Here is a 16,801-nt window from a genome sequence, read left to right on the forward strand (position 1 = left end):
ACCCTACCAAGCATTTGCTTGGTACGGTGTCGCCATGACAGTCACCAGCGAGCTGCGCGACGACGGCATCCGCGTCGTCACCATGGCGGCTCCCCCGGTCAACGCGCTCACCGTGCAGGGCTGGTTCGACGTCGCGGCCGCGCTCGACGCCGCCGGCGCCGACCCGGCGACCAAGGTCGTCGTCCTGCGCGCCGAGGGGCGGGGCTTCAACGCGGGCGTCGACATCAAGGAGATGCAGCACACGAGCGGCTTCGAGGCGCTCCTCGGCGCCAACCGCGGGTGCTACGCCGCCTTCCGAGCGGTCTACGAGTGCGCGGTGCCCGTGATCGCCGCCGTCAACGGCTTCTGCCTCGGCGGTGGGGTGGGCCTGGTGGGCAACGCCGACTGCGTGGTCGCGAGCGACGACGCCTACTTCGGCGTCCCCGAGGTCAACCAGGGGGCCCTCGGCGCGGCCACGCACATGGCGCGGCTGGTGCCGCAGCACATGATGCGCACCCTCTACTTCACCGCCCGCACCATCAAGGCGGCCGACCTCGTGCAGTTCGGCTCCGTGCTGGAGGTCGTGCCGCGCGAGGAGCTCCACGGCGCCGCCCTGCGGGTCGCGGCCGAGATCGCCGCCAAGGACACCCGGGTGATCCGCGCCGCCAAGGAGGCGCTCAACGGCATCGATCCCATCGACGTCAACCGCTCCTACCGCTGGGAGCAGGGCTTCACCTTCGAGCTCAACCTCATGGGCGTCAGCGACGAGCTGCGCGACGACTTCGCCGGCACCGCGAAGTCCACCACCGCCGGCGGAGGGGGATCGGCATGACCCGCTCGCCGCGCGACAAGACCATGAGCATCGACGACGTCGTCGGCTCCCTCGAGAGCGGCATGACCATCGGCATCGGCGGCTGGGGTCCGCGTCGCAAGCCGATGGCGCTCGTCCGCGCGATCCTGCGCTCCGAGCTCACCGACCTCACCATCGTCAGCTGGGGTGGCGCGGACGTCGGGCTGCTCGCCCGCGCGGGCCGCATCCGCAGGCTCGTCTACGCCTTCGTCAGCCTCGACACGATCCCCCTCGAGCCCAACTTCCAGCGGGCGCGCCAGCTCGGCACGATCCCCGAGGTCGTCGAGCTCGACGAGGGGATGTTCCAGACCGGCCTCAAGGCCGCGGCTGAGCGCCTGCCGTTCCTGCCGATGCGCGCGGGGCTCGGCTCCGACGTCCTCGTGAACAACCCGTGGATCCGCACGGTGACCAGCCCTTACGACGAGGGCCACGGGCACGAGGAGCTGGTGGCCGTGCCGGCCCTGCGCCTCGACGTCGCGCTGCTGCACCTCAACCGCGCCGACCGTCACGGCAACGCCACCTACCTCGGCCCCGACCCCTACTTCGACGACCTCTTCGCGATGGCGGCCGATCGCACCTACCTCAGCGTCGAGCAGGTCGTCGACACCGCCGGCCTCACCGTCGACACCCCCGTGCAGCGGCTGCTGCTCAACCGGATGATGGTCACCGGCGTCGTCGAGACGCCGCACGGCGCGCACTTCACGAACTGCGTGCCCGACTACGAGCGCGACGAACGCTTCCAGCGCGCCTACGCGGCCGCGGCCGGTGGCAGCGACGAGGAGTGGGCCGCCTTCGAGCAGCGCTTCCTGGCCGGTGACGAGGATGCCTACCAGGCCGCCGTCCGCGCCTTCGCCGACGAGCAGGAGAGGGACCGATGAACGAGGCCACCACCCTCACCAGGGCCGACGTCTGCGCCGCAGCCATCGCCGACGCGTTCGCCGACGACGGCGAGATCTTCGGCAGCCCGATGGGCCTGCTGCCGATGCTGGGGGTGCGCCTGGCGAGGCTCACCTCCAACCCCGACCTCGTCATCTCCGACGGCGAGTCCCTGTGGCTGGCCGGCACCCCGCCGCTGTTCGCGAAGGCCGACGTCGTCGAGGGCTGGATCCCGTTCCGCCGCGTGTTCGACATCGTCGCCCACGGCAAGCGCCACGTGATGATGGGCGCCACGCAGATCGACCGCCACGGCAACCAGAACATCTCCGCCATCGGGCCCTTCGAGCGGCCCACCCGCCAGCTGCTCGGCTCGCGCGGAGCTCCCGGCAACACGGTCAACAACCGCACCTCCTACTGGGTGCCGAAGCACTCGCCGCGCGTGTTCGTCGAGCAGGTGGACGTCGTCTCCGGCGTCGGACCCGCGCGGGCGAAGGCCGCCGGGGCAGGCGCCTCGCGCTTCAACGACATCCACCGCATCGTCACCAACCTCGCCGTGCTCGACGTCCTCGGCGCCGACGACACGGTGCGGCTGCGCTCGGTGCACCCCGGCGTGGACGTCGAGGAGGTGGTCGCTGCCACCGGCTTCGCCCTCGACATCGCGGACGACGTGCCCACCACCCGCGAGCCCACCGCCGAGGAGCTCGTGATCATCAACGAGGTGCTCGACCCGAAGGGCCTGCGCTTCAAGGAGGTCCCGCGATGATCGAGCAGCAGATCCGCACGCCGTTCACCGACCTGGTCGGGGTGCCGCACCCCGTCGTCCAGACCGGGATGGGGTGGGTGTCGGGACCGCGGCTGGTCGCGGGCACCGCGAACGCCGGCGGCCTGGGCATCCTCGCCTCGGCGACGATGACCTTCGCCGAGCTGGAGAAGGCGATCATCGAGGTCAAGGGCCGCACCGACGCGCCCTTCGGCGTCAACCTGCGCGCCGACGCCGCTGATGCCCCCGACCGCTGTCGCCTGCTCATCGACCACGGGGTCAAGGTCGCCTCGTTCGCGCTCGCGCCCAAGCCGGAGCTCATCGCGACGCTGAAGGAGCACGGGATCGTCGTGATGCCGTCGATCGGTGCCGCGAAGCACGCGAAGAAGGTGGCTGCCTGGGGCGCCGATGCGGTCATGGTGCAGGGCGGCGAGGGTGGCGGCCACACCGGTCCGATCCCGACGACCCTGCTCCTTCCGACGGTGCTCGACGCCGTCGACATCCCGGTGATCGCGGCCGGAGGCTTCTTCGACGGCCGCGGTCTCGCCGCGGCGCTGTCCTACGGCGCTGCGGGCGTGGGCATGGGGACGCGCTTCCTGCTCACTCGCGACTCGGCGGTGCCGGACGCGGTGAAGGAGCTCTACCTCCGGCAGGGGCTCACCGACACCGTGGTGACGGCCAAGGTCGACGGCATGCCGCACCGCATGCTGCGCACCCCGCTCGTCGAGTCGCTCGAGGAGACCTCCGCGGTGCGGCGCTTGGCACCGACGGTGCGTCGCACGGTCGAGTTCAAGCGCGACGCCGAGATGTCGTGGCTGCAGCTGGCCCGCGACGGCCGGTCGATGAAGAAGGCGCAGGGGCGCAGCCTCGCCCAGATGGCGCTGGCCGCGAACACGCCGACCATGCTCAAGGCCGGCCTCGTGGACGGCGACACCTCCGCCGGCGTCCTCGCGAGCGGCCAGGTGGTCGGAGTGATCGACGACCTGCCCACCTGCGAGGAGCTGATCGACCGCATCGTCACGCAGGCGGCCGCCCAGCTGCGGCGCGGCGCCGGCTACGTCGTCTGAGCGCCCCTTCGAAGCACCAGCCTCGCCACGTCGGCGATCAGAGGTGGCGCTGGTAGGACCACTGCTCGCCGAGGAGCCGGTAGCCGAGCAGTTCGTTGACCGCCAGCATCGGGACGTTGGAGGCGGCGTTCCAGGTGTCGATCGCGCGCAGGCGGGGTTCGGCGTCGGCGAGATGCAGCACCATCGCCGCCTTGAGCAGCAGGCCGAGACGGTGCCCGCGGTGGGCTCCGGCCACCACCGTGTCGTGCTGCTCGGCATGCTCGGGATGTTCGGCGTCCACGGCGACGATCGTCTGGCCGGCCAGCTCCCCGCTCACCCGGTGGCGAGCGACCAGGCGGTGCAGGCGGTCACCGTGTCCGGCGACGGCGTCCTCGTACCCGCGCACCCGCTCCGCCGTGACCACCTCGTCCTCGTAGTCGAGGCCGTCGAGCGGGGCGTCGTTCATGACGGCGGTCAGTGCGGCGAGCTCCTCGAGCCGCTCCGATGGCGTCGGCACCGGCCAGTGCTCGAGCCGGTAGTCCACAGCGTGCTCGGCCGCCTCGTCGCGGAGCGCACGGATCCGGTCGAGGTGGAGTCGGTCGAGGTGCTGACGACGGCGGGCGTCGCGCAGCGCGGGCTCGAAGCCGTGCCGCGCCGCGAAGGCCTCCGCGCTCGGCGCGATCCATCCCTCGACCACCGCCGTCGTCCGGCCGCGCCGCCGTACCTCGTCGAGCAGAGCCTCCAGCAACCGGGAGCCGTGGCCGCGGCGTCGGTGCGAGGGCGCGACCTGGACCCGGACGTAGGCCAGGTGCAGATTGTCGTACTCGCTGGTCGACACGGCGCCGGCCGCCACGGGCTCCCCCGCCGCTCGCAGCAGATAAGGAGTGTCGACCTCGCCGTCCCATCCGTGGCGCAACCAGCCGGCCGCGCGGCGCGGAGTCAGCGCCGGCTCCCACGGCGCGTCGACGGCGTCGGCCGCCGTGCGCACCGCGGCCCATGCCGCCACGTCCTCGGCGTCGTCGGGGGTGAAGGTCGACAAGATCGCGGCGCTGGTGTGACTCACCTCCCCACCCTCGCCGAGCCGACGCGTCCTTCGCCACCGGATTGCGCGCGTAGGCTGGGCTATGTGAACCAGCCCGTGCAGCGCACGACGCCGAGCGCACCGCGCCGACGCCACCTGATCGATCCCGCGGCTCCGCGCACGGCTCCCGACCCCGCCGACGTCGCCCGCCTGCAGCGGGTACAGCGCCGCATCGTCTCAGCGCTCGCCTTCACCACGATCCTGCACCTCGCGGCCGGCTTCGTGATCGCGGCCGACCACGTCGCCCCCGACCGCCCCGACGCCCGCGTGGCGCTGTGCCTGATCGGCGGCGCCTTCGGCGTGGGCGCGGTGCTGTCGCTGCTCGTCATCAACCGGCGCCCCTGGCAGTCGCCGTGGCTCCTGCTCGGCGCGCTGCCTGCCGTGCTGGGCATCTGGTGGACCGTGCTCTGACACTGCGGGGCTGAGGCGAACCAGGCTGCCGCAGGTAAAGCTTCGTCCTGATCGAGGCGTAGGACCCGGGCCTGGGCTCAGGTCCCGAGGGGCAGCGCCGATGGAGGGGCATGACCCAGCTCCCCACGCGGCCGCGGGCGACACACGCGGAACACGAACGCCACCCCGACGTGCTCGCCCCCGTGAACGTGACGCTGCGTCCACCGGCCGCCGAGCCCCTGACGCTGACCTCCCGCGTGCTCGACGTGGAGGCCGACGCCGCCGGCCATACCGTCGTCACCGTCGACCCGCCCGAGGGGTACGACCCCGCCGAGCACCGCTTCGACGCCACCTTGACGTGGACCTACCCGCTCGGGCGCATGGAGTGCCCGGTGGCCACGGCTCCGGCCCGTCGCCGCTACGGCCGCGTCTGGCTGCTGCGTCCCACCGCCCAGCCGGTGCGTCGCCAGGAACGCGCCTACTTCCGCGCGCGCCTGTCGCTGCCCGGCGCGCTGGAGTGGACGGTGACTCCCGACGACGACCCCGACGGCGGGATCGACCACAGCATCGCCGGCACGGTGGCCGACCTCAGCGAGGGCGGGCTGATGCTCCTCATGCGCACGACGCCGCCGCCGGTGGCCGCCGAGGCCCGCGCGATCGTGGAGGTCGACGGCGACGTGCTCGCGCAGGACGCCCGGATCGTGCGGCACGTGCCGCTGCCCGACGGCGTCGGTGTGGGCGTCGCCTTCACCGACCCGAGCCTGCACGGCGACCGCATCCGCAACCTCGTGTTCGCCTCCGAGCGCCGGCGCCTGCGCCTGTGATCGCGAGCCCGCTGCGCCCCGGCGGCTAGGCGGCTAGGCAGCCCGGGGCGCTGCGGGGCGGTCGTCGCCGTCCCCGATCGGCGGCCGGGGTGGGTGCAGGTGGACGACGTCGTGCCCGACCGCGCGCGCTCCGGCCACCAGCCGGGGCAGACCGCGCGCCGCCACCGGGCCGTGCGCCCACAGCGTGCCGATCAACCGACCGGCGACGATGCCGACCAGGTAGCTGCAGGCGACGGCACCGGGGATGCCGCCGGGCAGGTGGCGAGAACGGTGCGCGGGCGGATGGGCGCTCTCGACCCCGAGACGATCGCGACCGGTCCTGATCAGGACGTGTGACGACATGCGGGCCTCCCTCCGCGCCGGTGTGCTTTCGCGCCGGTGTCCTTCCTCCGATGAGTGCTCGAGCCCCTCCCGGGAGCCGGTGGGGCCGTCCCCCGGGAGGGGTTCTGGTGTCATCGGCGCCGGAGGTCGGCGGTTGAGCGGTGGAGGCGCGGATCGAGACCCCGGCCCGGGTGGCCGGCCGAGCCCTCGGGTGTCAGCCCAGGCGCTCGATGATCGTCACGTTGGCCTGGCCGCCGCCCTCGCACATGGTCTGCAGCCCGTAGCGACCGCCGGTGCGCTCGAGCTCGTTGAGCATCGTGGTCATCAGGCGCGTGCCGGTGGCACCGATCGGGTGGCCCAGGGCGATGCCGCCGCCGTTGACGTTGACCTTGTCGTGCGGCGCGCCGGTCTCCTTCATCCACGCCTGGACGACGGAGGCGAACGCCTCGTTGCACTCGAACAGGTCGATGTCGTCGACCGTGAGCCCCGCGCGGTCCAGCGCGTGCCGGGTGGCGGCGATGGGGCCGGTGAGCATCCACACGGGGTCGTCGCCGCGCACCGAGAGGTGGACGACGCGGGCGCGCGGCGTGAGGCCGTGCTCGCGCACCGCCCGCTCGGACGCGATCAGCATCGCCGAGGCGCCGTCGCAGATCTGCGAGGCGACCGCGGCCGTGATGCGACCGCCGGGAGCGAGCGGCTCGAGGCCCGCCATCTTCTCCAGCGAGGTCTGGCGGGGGCACTGGTCGACGTCCACGACCGTGCCGTCGGTGAGGGTGAGCGGCGCGATCTGGCTGGTGAATCGGCCCTCGGCGATCGCGGCCAGCGCGCGCTGGTGCGAGGCGAGGGCATAGGCCTCCATGTCCTCGCGCGAGATGTCCCATCTCTCCGCGATCATCTCGGCCGAGCGGAACTGGCTGACCTCCTGGTCGCCGTAGCGGGCGTTCCAGCCGGGCGACTCGGCGAACGGGGTCGAGAAGCCGTACTGCTGGCCGACGAGCATGGCAGCCGAGATCGGGATCGCACTCATGTTCTGCACGCCGCCGGCCACCACGAGGTCCTGGGTGCCCGACATCACACCCTGCGCGGCGAAGTGCACGGCCTGCTGCGACGAGCCGCACTGGCGGTCGATCGTCACCCCCGGCACGTGGTCGGGCAGCCCGGCCACCAGCCACGCGGTGCGGGCGACGTCGCCGGCCTGGGAGCCGATGGTGTCGCAGCAGCCGAGGATCACGTCGTCCACGGCGCCGGGGTCGATGCCGGTGCGCTCGACGAGCGCGGAGAGCGTGTGGCCGGCGAGGTCGGCGGAGTGGACGCCGGCGAGCGCGCCGCCGCGCTTGCCGACCGGGGTGCGGACCGCGTCGACGATGTAGGCCTCGGGCATGGTGGTTCCTCTCGGATCAGACGGCGATGTCAGGCGGCGATGCCGTCCAGCAGGATGCGGACGTAGGCCTCGGCGACGTCGGTGTGGGTGAGCCCCTTGCCGGCGCGGTACCAGCGCACGGCCACCCACACCGTGTCGCGGATGAAGCGGTAGGTGAGGGTGACGTCGAGGTCGGGGCGCAGCACGCCGGTGCGCACCCCCTCCTCGAGCAGGCTCACCCACACCTGGCGCGACTGGGCGTTGCGCTCGGCCAGGTAGCCGAAGCGCTCGAAGGAGCCGAGGTGGTCGGCGTCGTTCTGGAAGATCGCGACCTCGTGGGGGTGCTGGTCGATCGCCTCGAAGGAGACCCGCACCGCGGCCTCCAGCTTCGCGCGGGCGTCGTCCTCGCTGGCGAGGATCGCGTCGTACTTGGCGAACAGCTCGGTCTGGAAGGGCACGAGCAGCTCGTCGACCATCGACTCCTTGGAGTCGAAGTGGTGGTAGAGGCTGCCCGAGAGGATGCCGGCCGCATCGGCGATGTCGCGCACGGTGGTGTTGCGGAAACCCTTCTCGGCGAAGAGCCTCCCCGCGATGGCGAGCAGCTGCTCGCGCCGGGTCCGGCCCTCCCCCGACGTGCGCGGCTCCTCCGACTCAGGCGTGCTGGCTGCTGACACTGATCACCTCACCGGTCAGGTACGACGAGTAGCCGCTGGCGAGGAACACCATCACATTGGCCACCTCCCAGGGGGCCGCGGCGCGCCCGAAGGCCTCGCGCTGCTTGAGCTCGGCGAGCAGCTCGGCCGAGGTGACCTTCTCGAGGAAGGGGTGCATGGCCAGGCTCGGCGCGACGGCGTTGACGCGCACCCCGTGGGGCGCGAGGTCGAGCGCGGCGCAGCGGGTGAGCGCCATGACGCCCGCCTTGGCCGCGGCGTAGTGGGCCTGCCCCTCCTGGGCGCGCCAGCCGATGACGGAGGCGTTGTTGACGATGACGCCGGGGCGGGCGGCGTCCACGAACCGGCGGCCCGCGGCCCGGGTGGCGCGGAAGGTGCCGGTGAGGGTGATGTCGATGACGCGGCTCCACTCCTCGTCGCTCATCTCGAGGAGGTCGGCGGTGCCGCCGAGGCCGGCGTTGTTGACCATCACGTCGACGCCGCCGAAGGCCTCGGCGGCATCGAGGAGCGCCGCGATGTCGGCCTCCTTCGTGACGTCGCAGACCACCTGAGCGACCCGATCGGCACCGAACTCGGCGGCCAGCTGCTCCTCGGCCTCGGCCAGTCGGCGGGCGTGGGTGTCGCTGAAGACCACCGCCCTCGCCCCCTCCTCCAAGGCCCTGCGGACGACGGCCGCGCCGATGCCCGCACCGGCGGCGGCGGTGACCACGACCGTGCGGTCGGCGAGCAGGCCGTGGCCCGGCACGTAGGGCGGCAGCGGCTGCTCGGGGCGGTGGACGCTCATCGGGTGCCTTCCGGGGAGGGGTCGCGGGGCAGGCCGAGCACACGCTCGGCCAGGATGTTCCTCTGCACCTCGTCGCTGCCGCCGTAGATGGTGTCGGCGCGCGAGAAGAGGAACAGGCGCTGGTGCTCGTCGAGGTCGTAGCCCTCGGCGGAGGCGGCGAGGAGTCCGTCGACGCCGGCCACCTGCATCGCGACCTCGCCGAGGCGCCGGTGCCAGCCGGCCCAGGCCAGCTTGAAGATCGAGCCGGCCCCGCCGCCGGCGGCGGAGTCGGATCCGCTGTCGACCAGGGCGAGGGCCCGCAGCGCGTAGCTGCGGATGACGCTGAGCTCGACGGTGAGCCGGGCCAGCTCGTCGCGCACGAGGGGGTCGTCGAGTCGACCGTTGCCGCGCGCCCGCTGGACGACGGAGGCCAGCTCGCGCTCGTAGCCGACCGTCTGCCCGAGGGTCGACACGCCGCGCTCGAGGCCGAGCAGGCCCATGGCCACGCCCCATCCCCGCCCGGGCTCCCCCACGACGAGGTCGGCGTCGGTGCGGGCACCGGTGAAGAAGACCTCGTTGAACTCCGAGCCGCCGGTCAGCTGCTCGATGGGCCGCACCTCGACTCCCGGCTGGTCCAGCGGCACGAGCAGGAAGGACAGGCCGCGGTGGCGCTGCGAGCCGGGCTCGGTGCGGGCGACGACGAAGCACCAGTCCGAGAGATGCGCCAGCGACGTCCACACCTTCTGGCCGTCGATCACCCAGGCGTCGCCCTCGAGGCGCGCGCGGGTCTGCACGGCGGCGAGGTCGGAGCCGGCGCCGGGCTCGGAGTAGCCCTGCGACCACAGCTCGCGCACGGCCAGGATCTCGGGGAGGAAGCGCTGCTGCTGGGCGGCGGTGCCGAAGGCGATGAGCGTGGGGCCGAGGAGCTGCTCGCCGAGGTGGTTGACGCCGGCCGGGGCCGCCGAGCGGGCGTACTCCTCGTGGAAGATCACCTGCTGCCACAGCGAGAGGCCGCGCCCGCCGTGCTCCCCCGGCCAACCGACGCCGGTCCAGCCGTGCTCGGCCAGCAGGCGGTTCCAGGCTAGCCGCTCGTCGTGGGCCTCGTGCTCGCGCCCCGGGCCGCCGAGGCCGCGCAGGGCGGCCCACTCGCCGACGAGGTGATCGGCGAGCCACGTGCGGATCTCCTCGCGGAACGCGCGATCCTCGGAGCTCTCGGTCAGGTCCACGCGCGGCACTCTACCCGAAACCAAGCAAATGCTTGGTAGGGTTCGGTCATGGACACGATCCCCGGCGTCCTCCGCGCCGCCGCCGAGCGGTTCGGCGACCACCCGGCGTACGTCACGCCGGCGCGCAGCCTCGGTTTCGCCGCGCTCCTCGCGGAGGTGCGCGCCACGGCGGCCGGCTACGTGGCCCAGGGCCTGCAGCCCGGCGAGCGCGTCGCCCTCTGGGCACCCAACAGCATCGACTGGGCGGTGGCCGCCCTGGCCGTCACCTACGCGGGCGGCACGCTCGTGCCGCTCAACTCCCGCTACACCGGCCACGAGGCCGCCGACATCGTCGACCGCTCGGGCGCCACCCTCGTGGTCGTGGACGACGGCTTCCTCGGCCGCACCCAGGTGGCCGACCTGCGGGCGGCGTCCGCCCTCCCCCGGGTGCGAGCGATCGTCGAGATCGCCGACCTGGAGGGCTTGCGCGCATCCGGCGAGCAGGTCTCCCGCGCCGAGGTGGAGGCGCGCGCCGAGGCGGTGCGTCCGGACGACGTCGCCGACATCCTGTTCACCTCCGGCACCACGGGGCGCCCCAAGGGCGCCATGAGCGCCCACCGCCAGAGCGTCGGCGTGGCTCGCACCTGGGGCGAGCTCGGCGGGGTCACCGCCGACGACCGCTACCTCGTGGTCAATCCGTTCTTCCACGCGTTCGGCTACAAGGTGGGCATCCTGACCAGCCTCACCACCGGCGCCACGCTGCACCCGCTGGCGACCTTCGACCTGGCCACCACGATCGACCTCATCGAGGGCGAGCGCATCACGGTGCTGCCCGGAGCTCCGACGATCTACCAGTCGCTGCTCGCGGCCCCCGAGCGCGCGGGGCGCGACCTGTCGAGCCTGCGGCTCGCGGTCACCGGCGCGGCGACCGTGCCCGTGGTGCTCATCGAGCGCATGCGCGAGGAGCTCGGGATCGACCAGGTCGTGACGGCCTTCGGGATGACCGAGGCCGTGGTGGTCACGATGGCCCGCGCCGACGACCCGGCCGACCTCGTCGCGCGCACCTGCGGGCGCGCCATCCCCGGCATGGAGACCCGCATCGGCGACGGCGGCGAGCTGCTCGTGCGCGGCGAGTTCGTGATGCTCGGCTACCTCGACGACCCGGCCGCCACCGCTGCCGCGAGCGACGACGACGGCTGGTTGCACACCGGCGACGTCGGCGAGCTCGACGCGGCCGGCAACCTGCGCATCACGGACCGGCTCAAGGACATGTACATCTGCGGCGGCTTCAACGTCTACCCCGCCGAGGTCGAGCAGGTCCTCCTGCGCTCCGACGCCATCGCCGACGCCGCCGTGGTCGGCGTTCCCGACGAACGGATGGGCGAGGTGGGCCGGGCCTTCGTCGTCGCGAGGTCGGGCGCGCACCTCGATCCCGAGGCCCTGCTGGCGCACGCGCGCGAGCACCTGGCGAACTTCAAGGTGCCGCGCTCGGTGGTCGCGGTCGACGCCCTGCCGCGCAACCTCGCGGGCAAGGTGCTCAAGAACGAGTTGAGGAACAGGAGCTGACGGTGGATCTCGAGCTGAGCGCGAGCGAACGGGCCTTCCAGGGCGAGGCCCGCGCGTGGCTGGCCGCCCACGTGCCCACCACGCCGCTGCCGTCGATGGACACTCCGGAGGGCTGGGCGCTGCACCAGGAGTGGGAGGCGAAGCTGGCCGCCGAGCGCTGGTCGGTGGTGTCGTGGCCGCGCGAGTTCGGCGGGCGCGAGGCCTCGCTGGTGGAGTGGGTGATCTTCGAGGAGGAGTACTACCGCGCCGGAGCCCCCGGGCGGGTCTCGCAGAACGGCATCTTCCTGCTCGCGCCGATCCTCTTCGAGCACGGCACCCCCGAGCAGCAGGCCCGCTTCCTGCCCTCGATGGCCACCGGCGAGCGGATCTGGGCGCAGTGCTGGAGCGAGCCGGAGGCCGGCTCCGACCTCGCCTCGCTGCGCTCCACCGCCCGTCGCGACGACGCGCGCGGCGGATGGGTGCTCAACGGGCAGAAGACGTGGTCCTCGCGCGCGGCGCTCGCGCACTGGGGCTTCGGTCTCTTCCGCTCCGACCCCGAGGCCTCGCGCCACGTCGGGCTGACGTACTTCCTCTTCCCGCTCGACGCCGAGGGCGTCACCGTGCGCCCGATCGCCCAGCTCGACGGCGAGGCGGGTTTCGCCGAGATCTTCTTCGACGAGGTGTTCGTGCCGGACGCTGACGTGCTCGGCGCGCCCGGTGACGGCTGGCGCGTGGCGATGAGCACCGCCGGCAACGAGCGCGGGCTGTCGCTGCGCTCTCCCGGCCGGTTCACCGCCGCGGTCGACCGCCTGCTCGACCTCTACGCCGAGCACCCCGAGGTCCGCGTGGCCGACCGTGTCGTCGACGCCTGGATCGGCGCCGAGGCCTACCGGCTCTACACCTGGGGCACGGTCACCCGCCTCGCCGCCGGTGGCGACATCGGCGCGGCCGGATCGGCCAACAAGGTCTGGTGGAGCGAGCTCGACGTCGCACTGCACGAGGCCGCCCTCGACCTGCTCGGGGCCGACGCCGAGCTGGAGAGCAGCTGGCTCGACGGCTACACCTTCGCCCTCTCCGGCCCGATCTACGCCGGCACCAACGAGATCCAGCGCAACATCGTGGCCGAGCGCATCCTCGGCCTCCCGCGCGAGCCGAAGGGACGCTGAACCGTGCGATTCGACCTCACCGACGACCAGCGCGACTTCGCCGCCTCCCTCGACGCCCTCGTCGCCGGCAGCGATCCCGTCGCAACCGTCCGCTCCTGGGCCTCCGGCGACACCGCCCCCGGCCGCGCCCTGTGGCGGCGCCTGGCCGAGCAGGGCGTGCCCGCCCTCGTCGTCCCCGAGGACGACGGAGGGCTCGGCGCCTCCCCGGTCGAGCTCGTGCTCGCCATGGAGGTGCTCGGTCGCCACGCGGTGCCGGGGCCGTGGATCGAGTCCGCGGCGCTGCTGGCCACGGTGCTCACGGGCGCGGACCGGGAGGCGGTGGCCGGTGGGGCGCTCGCCACGGCGGCCGCGCCGCCCCTGGCTCCGCTCGCGCTCGACGCGCTCGCGGCCGATCTCGTCTTCGTCGTGGACGCCGAGGGCGTCGCCACGGCGCTCGCCGCCGACTCCCGCAACTCGGTCGATGCCAGCCGGCGCCTCGCCGAGGTCAGCGCCCACGGCCCGCACCGCGAGGTGGCGGCCGACGTGCTCGCCCGAGGGCTGGACCTCGCCGCGCTGGCCGCGGCCGCGCAGCTGCTGGGAGCCGGCGAGCGGGTGCTCGCCGATGCGGTGGCCTACGTGAAGCAGCGCCGCCAGTTCGGTCGCGAGATCGGGTCCTACCAGTCGATCAAGCACCACCTCGCCGACGTGCGCATCGCGCTCGACTTCGCCCGTCCCCTGGTGTTCGGAGCGGCACTCGACCCCACACCCCGTGCCGTCTCGGCAGCGAAGGTGGCCGCCTCCGATGCGGCCTACCTCGCGACCCGCACCGGCCTGCAGGTGCACGGCGCGATCGGCTACACGCGCGAGTTCGACCTCAGCATCTGGATCACCCGCGTGCGAGCGCTCGTGGGCGCCTGGGGCACACCGACCCACCACCGGGCGCGCCTGCTCGACGACCTGCTCGCCGCTCGCACGGGCGGGGGCGTCGCCTGATGGAGTTCGCACTCAGCTCCGAGCAGGCCGAGCTGGCCGCCACGGTGCGCACGCTGCTCGAGCGTCGCTCCGACCCCGCCGCGGTCCGCACCGCCTCCGAGAGTGAGGCCGGCTACGACGAGAGCCTGTGGCGCACGCTGTGCGACCAGGTGGGCGTCGCCGCCCTCGCCGTGCCGGAGGAGCACGACGGCATCGGAGCGGGCTTCTTCGAGACCGCCGTGGTGCTGGAGGAGCTGGGCCGCGCGCTGACCCCCGCTCCCCTGCTGGCCACGACCCGCGCGATCGAGGCCCTGCTCGCCGGCGCGGATGACGCGACGCGCGCGCGGCTGCTGCCGCGTCTCGCGGCCGGGGAGGTGGGCACGGTCGTCGGGGTGGGCGGGCTCGGCGCGATCGCCGGCGACCTGGCCCTGGACGCCGACCGCGCGAGCGTCGTGCTGGCGGTGCGCGGTGGTGACCTCGTCGAGCTGCACGACTCGCACGTCGACGTGGTGGCCACCATGGACCAGACCCTGCGGATCGGCCGGGTCGAGGCTCGGTCGGCAGTGGTCGTCGGCGACGGCGTCGCCGCCGCTCACCGCCTCGACCTCGTCACCTCGGCCGCGGTGGCGGCCCTGGCTGTGGGCCTGTGCGAGCGCGGCCTGCGGATGAGCGTGGAGCACACCTCGAACCGCGTGCAGTTCGGACGACCGATCGGCTCCTTCCAGGCGCTCAAGCACCGGATGGCCGACATGCTCGCGCGCACCGAGATGGCCCGCTCGGCCAGCTGGGCCGCCTCCTACGCGCTCGGCGACCCGACGGCCCTGCCCGACAGCGACGCCACCGAGTTCGCCGTGCGGTCCGCGGCCGCCTACGCCATCGAGGCCGCCGAGCACGTCGCCGCCGAGACCGTACAGCTGCACGGCGGCATCGCCATCACCTGGGAGCACGACGCCCACCTGGTGCTCAAGCGCGCCCACGCCCTGGGCCAGCTGTTCGGGGCGCCCCACGTGCACCGCGCCGCACTCGCACTGCCCTGAGCCGGAGCGCTCGCGCACGTCCACGGACGGCCCACACCGCAGTCACCGAGGCGTTGACCAACGGTGTCCCGGGTGAGGACCGGGTGTGGGCTGCCCAGGCCTAGCGTCGTTGCATGAACTCGAACTCCACCACCGCCCCCGGCAGCAGCTCCGCTTCGTCCCACGCCGGCACCGAGGTGCGGCCGGTCGCCGGGGTCGGCATGGTCGCCAACCCGCGACGCACCCGCGTCTGAGCAGGCCCTGGACACGGTCTCCGCCGCCCGGGCCGCCGGCCTGTGCGGTCAGTCGGTGGGGATCTCCGTGGTCGCGTAGCGACCACGGAAGAACAGCAGCGGGTCGTCCACGTCACCGACCTCCAGGCCGAGCACCCGGCCGATGACGACGTAGTGGTCGCCGGCCTCGTGCACGGCGTGGATGCTGCACTCGAGGTGCGCGATCGTGCCCCGCAGCAGCGGCGTGCCCGTCACCGGCGCCGGGGTCCAGTCGACGCCCGCGAACTTGTCCGCGCCGCGGCTGGCCATCTGGTTGGACAGCCACGCCTGGTCCTCGGCGAGGATGTTGACGCAGAACTTCCCGGACCGCTGGATGAGCGGCCACGCCCGCGAGGTCTTCGCGGGGATGAACATCACCAGCGGCGGGTCCAGCGAGACGCTGGAGAACGACTGGCAGGTCATGCCGACCGGCAGTCCCCCGCTCATCGTGGTCACGACGGTCACGCCGGAGGCGAACTGCGAGAGCACGTCGCGGAAGCGACGCGCCGCTGACACGGCCTCCTCGTCGTCGGCCGGGACCTCGACCTCCTCGCCGGGACGCAGGTCGAAGATCGAGTCGCCGAGCCACGACTCGATCAGCTCCGGGCTCGGCCAGGTCGCGCGCGCGTCGGTCCGCATCCCCTCGGGGACATCGTCGTGCGTCATGCGAGCCACCCTAGGGACCTCGATGCCTTCCAGCACGTCCGGCCCGCCTACTGCCCGCCACCGAAGTCGTGGCCCCAGTAGGACACGGCGGTCGACTCACGGGCGACCCACGTGCGGTCCTCGACGCGCAGGCCGTCGGTGCCGAACTCCACGTCGAAGCCCGCGGGGCTCTTGACGTAGAAGGAGACCATCTCGTCGTTCATGTGGCGACCGAGCGTCGCCGACAGCGGGGCCTTGTGCTTGCGCACCCGCTCCAGCGCCCGGCCCACGTCGTCGAGCTCGTCGACCTCGAGCATGATGTGCACGCACTTGCTGGCGTTGGGCATCGGCAGGAAGGCCAGCGAGTGGTGCCGCGGGTTGACGCCGAGGAAGCGCAGCCAGACCTTCGAGCCCGGCTCCTTGCCGACGAACTCACCGGGCATGCTCATCGAGTCACGCAGGCGGAACCCGAGCACCTCGTCGTAGAAGCGCAGCGCCTCCACGTCGTCGGTGACCGGGAGCACCACGTGGCCCATGCCCTGGTCACCGGTCACGAACCTGGCGGCGTACGGCGTGACGATCGGGCGGGACTCGTAGGTGATCCCGTGGAAGATCTCGAAGACGTTGTCGAAGGGGTCGCTGAACCGGACCAGCTCCTGCACGCGGCGCTCGTCGAGCTCCTCCCGGGTGCCGTCCTCGAAGTCCACGCCGGCCTTCTGCAGGTGCTCGCGCACCTCCTGCAGGGCGCGGTGGTCGGCGACCTCCCAGCCCACGCAGGTCAGCTCGTCGACGTCGCCGGGGACGACGACCAGCCGGGCCGACACCTCGTCGATGCGCCAGTACTGGTGGTCGGGGTGGGGGCCGCGGCCCTCGGCGAGGCCGAGGACCTTGCCGGCGAAGGTGCGCCACTGCTCCGGGTCGGTGCTGGTGACCCGGACGTAGCCCATGGACTTGATGTCGATCGTCATGTCAGCGCTTCCGTTCGACGTGGCGGGCGAGGAAGGCGGTGGCCACCTCGCGGAACTCCTCGGCCGCCTCGATCTGGGCCCAGTGCCCGCAGTTGGGGAAGACGTGGAGCTG

18 protein-coding genes are annotated in these 16,801 nt (G+C 73.0%); 10 read left to right on the forward strand and 8 right to left on the reverse strand.

The window, feature by feature from the left end; translation table 11 throughout:
- Positions 1-34 precede the first annotated feature (34 nt).
- The 4 genes from ACERUN_RS12650 to ACERUN_RS12665 are packed head-to-tail and all read left to right on the forward strand — an operon-like array spanning position 35 to position 3,532.
- Positions 35-811: an enoyl-CoA hydratase family protein gene (locus ACERUN_RS12650; RefSeq protein WP_370290350.1), complete on the forward strand. Its 777-nt coding sequence runs from the start codon at positions 35-37 to the stop codon at positions 809-811.
- Positions 808-1,707, forward strand: a complete 900-nt coding sequence (locus ACERUN_RS12655) for a CoA transferase subunit A (RefSeq protein ID WP_370290351.1) — start codon at positions 808-810, stop codon at positions 1,705-1,707. The genes ACERUN_RS12650 and ACERUN_RS12655 overlap by 4 nt, the downstream gene beginning before the upstream one ends.
- Positions 1,704-2,468, forward strand: coding sequence for a CoA-transferase subunit beta (locus ACERUN_RS12660; RefSeq protein WP_370290352.1), 765 nt, complete (start codon positions 1,704-1,706; stop codon positions 2,466-2,468). The genes ACERUN_RS12655 and ACERUN_RS12660 overlap by 4 nt, the downstream gene beginning before the upstream one ends.
- Entirely contained in the window at positions 2,465-3,532 is a 1,068-nt protein-coding gene (locus ACERUN_RS12665; RefSeq protein WP_370290354.1) for an NAD(P)H-dependent flavin oxidoreductase, read from the forward strand. The genes ACERUN_RS12660 and ACERUN_RS12665 overlap by 4 nt, the downstream gene beginning before the upstream one ends.
- Positions 3,533-3,569: 37 nt before the next feature.
- On the opposite strand, the gene ACERUN_RS12670 is transcribed toward ACERUN_RS12665, so the two are convergent.
- Positions 3,570-4,574, reverse strand: a complete 1,005-nt coding sequence (locus ACERUN_RS12670) for a GNAT family N-acetyltransferase (RefSeq protein WP_370290356.1) — start codon at positions 4,572-4,574, stop codon at positions 3,570-3,572.
- Positions 4,575-4,637: 63 nt separating this feature from the next.
- Here ACERUN_RS12670 and ACERUN_RS12675 point away from each other — a divergent pair, with 63 nt between their 5' ends.
- Together ACERUN_RS12675 and ACERUN_RS12680 are read left to right on the forward strand one after the other, a co-directional pair.
- Complete coding sequence (locus ACERUN_RS12675) at positions 4,638-5,003, forward strand: hypothetical protein (protein WP_370290357.1); 366 nt, start codon at positions 4,638-4,640, stop codon at positions 5,001-5,003.
- A 110-nt stretch (positions 5,004-5,113) separates the two neighbouring features.
- On the forward strand, positions 5,114-5,806 hold the full coding sequence (locus tag ACERUN_RS12680; RefSeq protein ID WP_370290358.1) for a PilZ domain-containing protein: 693 nt from the start codon (positions 5,114-5,116) through the stop codon (positions 5,804-5,806).
- A 33-nt stretch (positions 5,807-5,839) separates the two neighbouring features.
- Here ACERUN_RS12680 and ACERUN_RS12685 read toward each other — a convergent pair whose 3' ends face one another.
- From ACERUN_RS12685 to ACERUN_RS12705, 5 genes are all read right to left on the reverse strand, one after another.
- Positions 5,840-6,148: a hypothetical protein gene (locus tag ACERUN_RS12685; RefSeq protein WP_370290359.1), complete on the reverse strand. Its 309-nt coding sequence runs from the start codon at positions 6,146-6,148 to the stop codon at positions 5,840-5,842.
- A 193-nt stretch (positions 6,149-6,341) separates the two neighbouring features.
- Positions 6,342-7,508 carry an acetyl-CoA C-acetyltransferase gene (locus ACERUN_RS12690; RefSeq protein WP_370290360.1) on the reverse strand — a complete coding sequence of 389 codons (1,167 nt, stop codon included), beginning with the start codon at positions 7,506-7,508 and terminating at the stop codon, positions 6,342-6,344.
- Between the two features lie 29 nt (positions 7,509-7,537).
- The gene (locus ACERUN_RS12695) at positions 7,538-8,161 is read right to left on the reverse strand and encodes a TetR/AcrR family transcriptional regulator (protein ID WP_370290361.1); all 624 of its coding nucleotides are present in this window, start codon (positions 8,159-8,161) and stop codon (positions 7,538-7,540) included.
- Positions 8,139-8,942, reverse strand: a complete 804-nt coding sequence (locus tag ACERUN_RS12700) for an SDR family oxidoreductase (protein ID WP_370290362.1) — start codon at positions 8,940-8,942, stop codon at positions 8,139-8,141. Before ACERUN_RS12700 ends, ACERUN_RS12695 begins: the two co-directional genes overlap by 23 nt.
- Entirely contained in the window at positions 8,939-10,147 is a 1,209-nt protein-coding gene (locus tag ACERUN_RS12705; RefSeq protein ID WP_370290363.1) for an acyl-CoA dehydrogenase family protein, read from the reverse strand. Before ACERUN_RS12705 ends, ACERUN_RS12700 begins: the two co-directional genes overlap by 4 nt.
- A 48-nt stretch (positions 10,148-10,195) precedes the next feature.
- Here ACERUN_RS12705 and ACERUN_RS12710 point away from each other — a divergent pair, with 48 nt between their 5' ends.
- From ACERUN_RS12710 to ACERUN_RS12725, 4 genes are read left to right on the forward strand one after another with little or no spacing between them, the layout of a single operon-like run.
- The gene (locus tag ACERUN_RS12710; RefSeq protein WP_370290364.1) at positions 10,196-11,692 is read left to right on the forward strand and encodes a FadD3 family acyl-CoA ligase; all 1,497 of its coding nucleotides are present in this window, start codon (positions 10,196-10,198) and stop codon (positions 11,690-11,692) included.
- Positions 11,693-11,694: 2 nt separating this feature from the next.
- The gene (locus tag ACERUN_RS12715; protein WP_370290365.1) at positions 11,695-12,837 is read left to right on the forward strand and encodes an acyl-CoA dehydrogenase family protein; all 1,143 of its coding nucleotides are present in this window, start codon (positions 11,695-11,697) and stop codon (positions 12,835-12,837) included.
- Positions 12,838-12,840: 3 nt separating this feature from the next.
- The gene (locus ACERUN_RS12720) at positions 12,841-13,809 is read left to right on the forward strand and encodes an acyl-CoA dehydrogenase family protein (RefSeq protein WP_370290366.1); all 969 of its coding nucleotides are present in this window, start codon (positions 12,841-12,843) and stop codon (positions 13,807-13,809) included.
- Positions 13,809-14,825, forward strand: a complete 1,017-nt coding sequence (locus ACERUN_RS12725) for an acyl-CoA dehydrogenase family protein (protein ID WP_370290368.1) — start codon at positions 13,809-13,811, stop codon at positions 14,823-14,825. Before ACERUN_RS12720 ends, ACERUN_RS12725 begins: the two co-directional genes overlap by 1 nt.
- 281 nt (positions 14,826-15,106) lie before the next feature.
- Here the strand turns inward: ACERUN_RS12725 and ACERUN_RS12730 are convergent, their stop codons facing one another.
- Both ACERUN_RS12730 and hsaC read right to left on the reverse strand, forming a co-directional pair.
- Positions 15,107-15,742 (reverse strand): flavin reductase family protein, encoded by a 636-nt coding sequence (locus ACERUN_RS12730; RefSeq protein ID WP_300384136.1) that lies wholly within the window; start codon positions 15,740-15,742, stop codon positions 15,107-15,109.
- Between the two features lie 47 nt (positions 15,743-15,789).
- Positions 15,790-16,689 carry an iron-dependent extradiol dioxygenase HsaC gene (gene hsaC / locus ACERUN_RS12735; protein ID WP_300384133.1) on the reverse strand — a complete coding sequence of 300 codons (900 nt, stop codon included), beginning with the start codon at positions 16,687-16,689 and terminating at the stop codon, positions 15,790-15,792.
- Positions 16,690-16,801 lie beyond the last annotated feature (112 nt).

The organism is Nocardioides sp., assembly GCF_964229035.1.
Classification (GTDB): Bacteria; Actinomycetota; Actinomycetes; order Propionibacteriales; family Nocardioidaceae; genus Nocardioides.